Origin of the sequence: Streptomyces solitudinis (assembly GCF_036323765.1) — a bacterium.
Lineage (GTDB): Bacteria > Actinomycetota > Actinomycetes > Streptomycetales > Streptomycetaceae > Streptomyces.
Window position 1 is genome coordinate 13,567 of record NZ_JAZDCW010000013.1, and the last position, 10,247, is coordinate 23,813.

Below are 10,247 nucleotides of genomic sequence, written 5' to 3' on the forward strand. Positions count from 1 at the left end.
GGGGGCATTGTCAGACCCGTGCTCTACCGTCGTCTCCCGTGACGACCCATGCCGATGATGACGGCCTGACGTTCTCGCAATTCGAGGCGTTCCGCCTGATCAACTTCACCTTCATCAAAGCCTGTCAGACGACCACCGCCCCGGACCTGAGCCCGAGGGACCGGGCCGAGAAGCTGATGCGTTACCACGGGGACTTGCTCGCCGCGTACGGCCCCGGAGTGCCGCTGTCGTTCGGCGAGTTCCGCCGAAGGCTGCGCGGCCCCATCGACGGCCTACTCCCGCCGTGGCTGGACCGGTCCGGCTTCGGCGACCTCGACTTTCCCGTTGTCGACGCCGAGGGCTGCGTCACCGGCAACGCCTTCGATCTGCAGTGGGAGACCTCCCAGCTGCACCGGATTTTGAAGCGGCTTCGGCGGATCGGCCGGATGCGGTTCACTGAGGAGCAGCTTCAGGACGAGATCGACCAGGATCAGATGTACGAGATCCTCAGGGGCCGCGGTGACGCCCAGTACGTCACGGACCGCACCACGCTGGTGGAATGCCCGGCCGGCACGGCCGCGGAGCTGAACAAGCGCGGCCTGCCCCTCAACGCGATCGGCTTCTACGAGCCGATCCCCTACCACGCCGTCTACCGCACCTGGTGGTTCCCCTGCACGGTGTGCAAGTGGCCCATGAAGATCAGCAAGCGGATGAGTGTGGGCCGCGAGTACTACCGCGTCGCCTGCCTCTACGGCCGTCACGCCGATACCGGTGCCAGCTTCATGTTCCGGCCCACGTCCGGAGACGCGCCGCAGCTCCATCCGGACAGCCCCGACACCCCGCCTCCGCACGAGGCAGCGCTCGCGCTGGGCACCACCGGTGCCGTGCCGGAGGCGAAGCCGGTTGAGGGGCATCTAGCCCTCAAGCGCGGCGTGTGGCGCTACACCTGCGTGCCCGGCCTGCACGAGCTGCGTCTGCACACCGTCCTGCGGGAACGGCTGGCCGCCGCACTGGCAAATATGGACGAGGCCGTCAAACTCTGGCCGATGAGCGATGCCTACGACCATCGCATCGAGGTCAAGAGCCCTGACGGGAGCACCCACGTCTTCACCGTGGACGTGAAGGACTACACCCACGGCCGTGTCCTGGCCGAGAGCCTGCACCGCAACGAGGGCGACAAGGGCGGCGCCGAATGGCTCGTCGTTCCCGACCACCGCGCCGACCAGATCCCCCTGCTGACCGTGACCTGCCACAAGTACGGAATGAAGGCCGCGACCATGACCGACTTCGCCAAGATGGTTTGCCAGAGCGCCGGGGTGGTGTGGGCATGAGCCAGATGACTGTCAGGGACGCCTTCGTCCGCGCCGCGCTGGCCCTAGCCGCCCACTACTTCCCGCAGCACGATGACGACGGCAAGCCGCTGGCCTCCTTCCGCCACGCGGCGTTCTTCGCCAGCTGCAAACCGCAGGCATGGGAGAGATGGAATGAGCTGGGCAGTGAGGAACGCCTTCTCGTGGCCGAGGTGATGAAGCTCAGCAACCCCGACCTCGCCGACGAGAAGCGGTTCGCCTCTGCCGCGCGGATCCTCCTGGGCGCCATGGACAGCGGCGACGAGGAGGACGAGGAGACCACCCTCCAGCTGTTCACCCTGGCCGGTGATCCTCTCACCGCCACTGCGGCCTACCCCCTGCTGGGAGGGGACTACCTCGGCTACGCCAAGAGCCTTCTCGCGCCCTACCGGCGGCCGAGCAACCGGCGCAAGCCCCACGAGTTCGCAGCGCCAGGCCAGACGTACGAGACGAGTGAACGCACCGAGGGCAACGAGATCGTCCACGGCCGCGTGACCATCCCCCGCTTCCCCGCTTTCACTCAGCCACTCGGCCACGACACGCTTCCCGCCCTCACCACCCGGCCCAGCCTCGGCACCGTTCGGGTCACCGTCCAGGAACTCAAGGACATCGCGCAGCTCCTGGACACCCAGTACGAGGACACGGAGGCGGGCCCCTGGCTGTACAAGGTGCTGACGGGCCTGCTCGACCGGGTGAAGGCCCGCGACACCGACACCGTCGACGTACTGGATCTCCTGACCGGCCGGACCCAGATTTTCCACGCGCCGACCGGAACCGGTAAGTCCGTGCTAGTTCGGCTCCTGGGCTCGTGGGCCGCGCTCAACGACTACCGCGTCACCCTCCTCGTCCCCGACGTCAAGGCCACACTCGCCTCCGTCTGGGACATCAGCCATGACCTCGAGATCCTGTACGAGGCGGGCAAGACCAAGCACCTGGCGACGTGTGCTCCGCTGATGTCGCCGTCTTCGCGGCACGAGCGCGCCCTCAAGCACGCGGCCCTCGTCAAGGAGGATCCCGACGCCCCCGGAGAATGGGGCAAGCGAGGCCGCCGTGACGTCGACCACCTCGCCTACGGGTGCGCACAGCAGCACTGGCTCGACTCCGCCGGCATCTACCGCCCCGGCAAGGAGAACTGCCTGGGCCTGCGCGGCGGCAGAGAGATGCTGGCCTGCCCCTGGATCCCGACCTGCGGCAAGTTCACCCCCGCCTACCAAGCCGCTGACGCCACGGTGATCGTCACCAACCACCACAACTTCATCCAGGGCACCATGCGTGTGGGCATCCAGATCGACGGCCGCCCGGTCCGGTCCGTCACCGTCCGCGAGTTCGTGCTCCGCGCCAGCGATTTCGTCATTATCGACGAGATCGACGCCTTTCAGGCCGTCGCCGTCGACCGCTGCGCCACCACGGTCGACCTGCACTCCCGGCGCCCGTGGACCGCGGAACCGCAGGTCCTGGACACCGCGGCCAAGCACCTTCCTCTGCGCTTCGAGGACCAGCTCATCGAACCGGTCAGCCACGTCCGGCTCATGGCCGAGTCCCTGCTGACCGGCCTGTGCACCAAGGCATTCCGTCTCAACCACTACGACGACGCCCGAGTCCCGCGGCTCAGGCACGAATACGACTACGAGGGCTGGCGCCTGCCACGCTCCAAGGACCGAGAGCTCATCGGCCTCCTGTTCCCCGAATACCAGGTCAGCGACGGACAGCCGCTTCCCGCCGAGGCAATCCACCGGCTCAATGCCCTGGTACCGGCACCCGACCTCGGCGAAGACGACGAGACGGCTCCCGCGCCCATGCTCTTGGACCCCGAGTGGGAACGAGTTAGCAACGTCCTCGGGGCCGTCGTGTCGCCGCGCGGCATCAACCAGCGCGACGCGCTCAAACTCAGGCTCCACGAGGCCCTCGCCCCGATGATCAGCGACGGCCGCGCCCGTAACCGGGCCATCGACCACCTCCTCATCCGCGCGTTGATGAGCGAACTGGACGTGTCGCTCGCCGTTCTACGCGACACCGCCCAGTCCCTGCGTCATTCCGGGCTGCTCAGCGCCAACCGCATCATCGACTCGATGCGCTCGGGCGGCATCGCCGACGTACTGCCGCACGGAACAATCGGCAGGCCCATCAACGGCTACCGGGTCACCGGCATGAAGAACCCGGAGAAGGACGCCAAGCTCTCCACGCAGCACATGGCTGGCGACCCGCATACCTACGTGTCGGAACTCGGCGGACTCGTCTCACTGATCACCGCCGGCGTGGAGCGGCCCATCTTCGGGCTCTCCGCCACGGCCTACTTCCCCCAGGCGGTCAAGGAGCACATCCACGCGCCCGTGATGTGGTGGATGACCGACGCTCAGGAAGAATCCATCCTGGTCGAGTCCTCGGCCGTCACCTACGGCAACGGCCACCGCAAAGCTGGAGAACGCATCCCGATCGCCGGCCAGTTTCCCTCCGACAAGCCCGAAGCTTTGCGCGAAATCGGTGAACGCCTGTACGAGACAAAGCTGTCGAGGAAACTCACGCGCCTGGCCAAATCGGAAGCGACCCGCGCCCGCGCCCGCGTGATCCTCACCGCCAACAGCTACGAACAGTGCGGCCACATCGCCACCGGCGTCGCCAAGGCGAAAGGGCTCTCCCACCGCGTGTGCGTCCTCGTCCGGGAAGAAGACCGCCTCAGCAACGTCCGTCATCTACCCGACCCGTCACTGGTCCGCCGCATCACCGTCGAAGAGGTCGAGGAATTTCCCCAGTTCGGCGACATCCTGATCGCCCCCCTGGCTAACATCGCCAGAGGACTCAACATCGTCGTCAATATCCGTTCAGCCATCCACTCCATCTACCTGTGCGTGAGGCCCCCGCTGATCATCGACGACCCCACCTGGATGTACGGCAGTGTCAACGCAGCAGGCATCAACTCGTTGCCCTCGTCCGGTGTGTCGGATCCCGTCCAGGCGCTGCACACGGCTCGCACCGCATCACGCGACCACCTGGCCACCATCCTGCGCTCCTCCCCGCAGCTGTCGACCATGGACCTCGTCCTCCAGGAACAGATGGTTGCCGGAATGCTGGTGTCCCTCATCCAGCTCGCCGGCCGAGCACGACGTGGCGGTACGAACATGGAACTGCATTTCGTGGACTACGCCTTCCACGACGAGACATGGAGCTCCGACCTGGCCAGCATCATCGAACGCATGGCCTCCCGATGGCTGCCGGAAGAACGCCGGCAGATGGCCGAACTGTACGGCGAAGCGGTCAACGCCTTCCTGACCTACGCAGGCGTCGACCTCGCCCTCTCCGCATAGCCGAGCGCCTTCCCGAAAGAGATCACAGCATTGAGCGACACCACCTCGAATCTCCCGAGCACCCTCACCCTGCGATGCACCCCCGAACTCGTCCAGGGCCAGAAGGTGTACGTACGGATCTTCCCGCGCAGCGTGCGGGATGAATGGGAGAAGATGAAAGGCGACGGAGACGACGAGCAGAAAAGCCAGCAGCATCCGGACGAGAAGAAGAACCTGCCGTACTCAACCGCCCTGACCTACCTGAAGTTCAAGACCGGCGGGTACGTCCACCTCGACCGGTACCTCAACTTCCTGGTCTCGCTGGAGAAGATCGACGATAAGACCCTCCGCCACGTCTTCCGGTGCGTCGTCGGCTACAGCAAGGGGTTGAACACCGACCAGGCCGTCCTCCTCGACGTACCGCCGGTGGCCGAAGCCATCGCGAAGACGCCCGAGCAGGAATTCGATATGGCGCGGCTCCTTAAGCCAGTTCCGGGCAAGCAGCCGAAGTGTCCCGACTGGATGTACGTGGCCGTGCCCTGGGTGATCTCCAAGAAGCTCGCCCAGGAGAAGTTCACCATCTACGACCTCGTCCCGATCACTGAGAAAGTCGCCGCGAAGGAGAAGGACGGCTCTCCCAAGCTCGACGCCAACGGTGAACAGGTCTACAAGAACCGCACGATCGGCTGGAAAGCCAACCCGAACAAAAGGGAAGTCACCTACCTCCCCGACAGTCGGGGCGGCCTCATCGCCTGGGATCACCCCTTCGGGCGCAAGTACAACCTCCGTGACGACGCAACCGAGGTCAATGAAGCCACTAAGGCCCAGTACGCGATGTCCCGGCTCTCGGTGGTCATGAAGACCGAGCCCAACGTCGTCCACCCCGTCATCTTCCTTGACGCCCATGTCACCCGCGTCCACAGCAACATGGTCTACGCCAAGTCCACGCACATCTACCAGGGCAGCGACGGCCTTCCCATCCTGCACACCGAGCTGGTACGCAACGGCAGCGTCCGAGCGGTCAACCAGCGCGCCCTGGAATTGCTCGCACGCGACGAGATGGACATCAGCGTCCTGCAAGCGCTGCAGACGCGCGTCACCGAGGAGCGGACCCGGCTGGAGAAGGCCGCCGAGGAGGGTGAATTCCCCTCGTTCATTACTCCTGACGCCAGCGTCATCCGCCCGCTCATGCCGAGGAACGACAACTTTGCTGTCGGCACGGGACCTGGCACCCTTCATCTGCGGCTCCTGGCCGAGCACGTCTCCAAGGTGCTGGGCGAGAAGGCCACCTGGGTCGACTTCACGGTGGAACCGATGACCTTCGAGCCGCGCCCCACGGACAAACAGAAGATGCCCCCGCAGGAGCGTGCAAGCCGCATCGAAGCCGGAGAGCTCCTGCACACCATCGGGTTTCCCCCGCCCGAAGAGATCACCGCTTCCGTGAAGGCACAGGGCTTCGAGCACCTGCGGATCGTATGCCTGTGGTACCGCTGGAGCACCCGCCTGCGCATGATCAACGCGCTGTCCCTCGCCTTCCCGGACGGCCCGCCAATCGGCGATCCGGGGCCAGGCGAGGAGGTCTTCCTCGCTCCCGGCATCAGCGTGGTGTTCCGTCAGGCTGAGCGCTTCCTGGCACACGGTGACGACATCACCCGGACCGTGGAGTACAAATCCCTCGAAGACGACTTCGCCGGCAGGGAGTCGCAGGTACTGGTTGGCGCGTGGTGCGAGACCGAGATCCCGGCGCTGAAGAAGAAGGACGGAGAGAAGCGGAACGCCTTCCTGCTGCGCAAGGAGCGCTATGACGGGAAGTTCCAGGTCCGCCGCTTCCTGGCCAAGAAGGACTTCGTCTGCCAGTTCACCTCGGGAATGAAGCCGGGGACGTTCGGAAACCCCGCAACAGAAATCAGTCCTCCGAAGCCTGGGAAAGACCACGCCGCTTACATGGCGCTCCTCGATCTGTACCGCTCACTCGGGATCATCGACCAGCGCCTCGCGCGGGCCATCGCGAAGGACAGGAAGGGCCACGAGGCGGGGAAACTCGTCTACTGCGGGATCCACGCCCGCCGGCAGGCCAAGACCGCCGACGGCAAGCACACCAAACGCATCATCGTTGCCACCGCCCTGTTCCCGCCGGAGGAGGAGGGCAGCGCCTGGACGATGCGAGCGTGGACACCCCAAATCGGGGCCTGGGTGCCCTACCGGGAGGCAATCGCCGCCTTCCATGCCAGTGACTACGCACTCCACGTCGACGGCAAGGCCGAGACGGACAAGGAACGCTGGGCGGAAGCAGCAGCACACGTCGAAGACGCCCTCTCCAGCCTCGTACGCGACGAGCTGGAACCCGGCGTGGGCTATGTCGTCATGGTCGACGGGCACGCCTGCCGACGGATGTGGACGGGCCTGCACAACGAGAATCAGAGCTACCAGGAAGAGGACATCACCGATCCGCGCACCTGGCTGCCTGGGTATGGCAAAGGCAAGAACGCACCTCGTAAGAAGCCGAGCGCGGTCATCCGGATGAACGTCGCCGCGGACGAGGTGCCCCAGTACGTTCCCGTCCCTCGCGAGAGCGATCCGGACACCGAAAAAGAGTCCATCCTGTTCGCATCGGCCAAACTACACCGCGCCGACGTGGACTTCGGGAACCCCTTCTGGATTTTGTTCAACAGTTCGCGCAACTACCAAGCCAAGGGCGGAGACCTGGGCAAGGCCATCACTCGCTGGGATGCCGACCCGGGCAAGGGCGGGGAGGAGGGAGAGCGGGAGACGAATGAGCTCAAGGCTCCGTGGTGGGCCGTCACAGCGACCGAGATCTACCCAGTCGGTGTGGCCGAAGGGGTCGACCGGACGATGCTCGCACGGGCGACCGCGCGCTTGTGTCACCAGACCATCGCCTGGTCCGACCGCTCCCGCTACCCCGTCCCCTTGCACGCAGCCAAACAGCTCGACACTGACCACCCCCAGTACCGACGGTCGGCGCCACCCGAGGAGCAGGGAGACGAAGCTGCCGACGAATAGATGCGAAACGTCCAGACCTCGATGCCACGAAGCCGACTTGCCTTCCTGGCCGCTCATGCGGCGGTGAGTGGCCTGCCTTCCATCTGACACGAGCAGGATCGTGGTTCGCGCTCTCATGGGGTCGAGGCAGGCATCGGGCTTCTGCTTCCGGCTGCGCATATGCGGGTCTCGTACTCGGGTGGCATACGTGACAATGAGGACGGAGGGAGAACCAGCGAGTTCGGGGGTGCGTATGTTCGGCAAGTGACTGGAGCAGGAGCCAGTGGAGCAGCCAGAGGGCGAGCTGCACTATGAGGCCCTCGTCGAGTCTGGCAAGCTCGATGACGAGGAGCTGATGGACCAGCTCGGCCGCGATGTGGCCCGCAACTACCTCAATGCCAGCGAACTCGCACTTGTTTTCGACGATCTGGGGTCCCCGGAGGTCGCGGAATGCCGGTGACCGCCCGGTTCAGCATCACTGACATCATCGAGGCTGTCGTCGGCGTCTGCACCGACGCCCGCACCGGCCTGGTCCTCGTCGACGAGCTCCACAACATCTCGCTGACCAGCCGCAACGGCGCCGAGGTCGCCGATACCCTCAAGTACTTCTCCGAGCGCATCCCCGCGACGTTCGTCTACGCCGGCATCAACGTCGAGCGCCTGCTGGCGGGCGTCCGCGGTGAACAGATCGCCGGCCGCTTCACCCTCATCCGCACCCACCCCTTCCCCTACGAACCCGAGTGGAAGGGCCTGGTCAGAACCCTGGAAGGCACGCTGGTCCTGCTCAAGCACGAACCGTTCAGCCTGATCCGCCTCGACCGCTTCCTCCACGAACGCTGCGGCGGCATGATCGGCTCCCTCTCCCACCAGATCCGCGGCGCGCCATCGACGCGATCCTCACCGGCACCGAGGAACTCACCAAGCACGGCTTGGAGGACATTCCGCTCGACCTCGCCGCCTCGCCCAAGCCCCGCCGACGGACCGCCCGGTGACCCCCGACATGGAGCCGGACCCCACCGTCTCCCGCCTCCCCCGCCAAATCCGGCCGCTGGACCGCGAAGGCATCGAGACCTTCATCGTCCGCCTCGCCCGAGCCAACCACCTCCAGCCCGCCTATCTGCGGGACTACCTCTGCCCGCCGCCCCACCACCGCGGAAAACCGAGCTGGGGCCGGCTCGCCGCCGCCACCGGCCGTCACCCCGCCGCCCTCCGCGAAGCCCTCGAAGGCCCGGCAACCCGATGCGCGGAGTGCGACGCCCCGCTCCCGCCGAAGGGCACCGCCGGCGGAAGCCCCCGACGCCACTGCTCCCCCCGCTGCCGCCAACGCGCCCATCTGCGACGCACCATCGGCACCCCGACCTGGGGATACTGCGGGATCGAACTGCCCAGGACCCCGGGGAAGAGCACGCCGTCCTGGTGTTCCCCACGCTGCTGCCGGATGGCGCACCGCCAAGGAGTCGAGCGGCCCCCCGAGCCACCGGCCCCGACCGCCTCCCCGGCGAAACTCTGCACGAAGTGCGGCGAGATCATCCACCGCATCCCCATGAGCCGCCGCGGCCCGGCCGACTACTGCCAGCGATGCCAAGACCAGGACTACCTCCAGAGCCAGCAGAACCCCGCCCAACCCCTCGCCGGCCACAGCGTCCCCACGGGCCCGACATGCGGCTTCTGCCGCACCCCCATGCAGCCGGCCCCAGCAGCCCGACGGTGGTGCTCGCATGCCTGCCGACAGGCCGCCTACCGAGCGCGGAAACTCGGTGAGCTCCCGGCGACAGCTCTCTCCCGTCAGAACCGAGCGACCTGAGGCACCAGCGCCCGGTTCGACGAAGAAGCCTGCGTTTCGCTGGACCTGCTCAGTGTGTTGCGGACCAATCGGCACTGACCTGATCCGCTACGGAGAAGCCGGTTTCGCAGTCCGGGCACGTCGCATCGCCGAAGACGTAGGTCATCGCGCTGGCGACGTCTTGGTGCCCGTCAGCGAGGGCGATGTCGTGGAGTCGGCGGCCGATGCTATCCATGGCCGCGGGGCTGGCGGGACGCAGGGGCGTCGTCTCGACGTCATCCTCCGACAACGCGTAGTCACCGCTCGTGGAGAAGAAGCCTCGCTCGCCGATGACGATGAACAGGTTGGTTTCGCAGCCAGGACAGGAGACCTCGTACTCCTCGTTCACGATGCCCCAGGCGAGGTCTTCGCCCCAGCCCACGACGCCTTCGAAGCTCAGCATGGATTCCAGGAGATAGGCGTACTCGTTCCGATCGGACGATGTCCGGAGGTGTTCGTTCACCACTACCAGCAGGGTCTCGACCTCCGCGGCGTGCTGGGCGCGGACGTCGCCGGCCCCGTGCGGCTGGTCAGAGCCCGCCAAGATCGCACCCGCCAGGTTCAAGGCGCTGACCGCCTGCTCCCTGTCATCGCGGCCGGCTACGTCGGCCAGCCACGGCAAGGCCGCGAAGCTGGCCGAGTAGACACTGCCTTGATGGCAGAGCGCCGACCACAGGTCGTTCCATCGCTCGGGGCTCGGCTCCGAAGCGATCTGGTCCAGCAGCACCGGTATGTCTTCCGCCGAGCCGTAGGCATGGCTGAGTTGCGCCCAATCCGTCATGCCGGAATCCAAGCAGGTCAGCCCCATCCGCCGCG

Annotated in this window: 5 protein-coding genes; 3 read left to right on the forward strand and 2 right to left on the reverse strand. The window is 66.2% G+C overall.

Going from position 1 to position 10,247, the window contains the following annotated elements:
• The first annotated feature begins 38 nt into the window (after window positions 1–38).
• From V1J52_RS24640 to V1J52_RS24650, 3 genes are read left to right on the forward strand one after another with little or no spacing between them, the layout of a single operon-like run.
• The gene (locus tag V1J52_RS24640) at window positions 39–1,310 is read left to right on the forward strand and encodes a restriction endonuclease-related protein (protein ID WP_330142163.1); all 1,272 of its coding nucleotides are present in this window, start codon (window positions 39–41) and stop codon (window positions 1,308–1,310) included.
• The gene (locus tag V1J52_RS24645) at window positions 1,307–4,630 is read left to right on the forward strand and encodes a hypothetical protein (protein WP_330142164.1); all 3,324 of its coding nucleotides are present in this window, start codon (window positions 1,307–1,309) and stop codon (window positions 4,628–4,630) included. The genes V1J52_RS24640 and V1J52_RS24645 overlap by 4 nt, the downstream gene beginning before the upstream one ends.
• Window positions 4,631–4,660: 30 nt before the next feature.
• On the forward strand, window positions 4,661–7,630 hold the full coding sequence (locus tag V1J52_RS24650; RefSeq protein WP_330142165.1) for an RNaseH domain-containing protein: 2,970 nt from the start codon (window positions 4,661–4,663) through the stop codon (window positions 7,628–7,630).
• 366 nt (window positions 7,631–7,996) lie between these two features.
• Here the strand turns inward: V1J52_RS24650 and V1J52_RS26220 are convergent, their stop codons facing one another.
• Together V1J52_RS26220 and V1J52_RS24665 are read right to left on the reverse strand one after the other, a co-directional pair.
• On the reverse strand, window positions 7,997–8,476 hold the full coding sequence (locus V1J52_RS26220) for a hypothetical protein (RefSeq protein ID WP_443075920.1): 480 nt from the start codon (window positions 8,474–8,476) through the stop codon (window positions 7,997–7,999).
• A 986-nt stretch (window positions 8,477–9,462) separates the two neighbouring features.
• The gene (locus V1J52_RS24665; protein ID WP_330142167.1) at window positions 9,463–10,212 is read right to left on the reverse strand and encodes a hypothetical protein; all 750 of its coding nucleotides are present in this window, start codon (window positions 10,210–10,212) and stop codon (window positions 9,463–9,465) included.
• Between the last annotated feature and the right edge of the window lie 35 nt (window positions 10,213–10,247).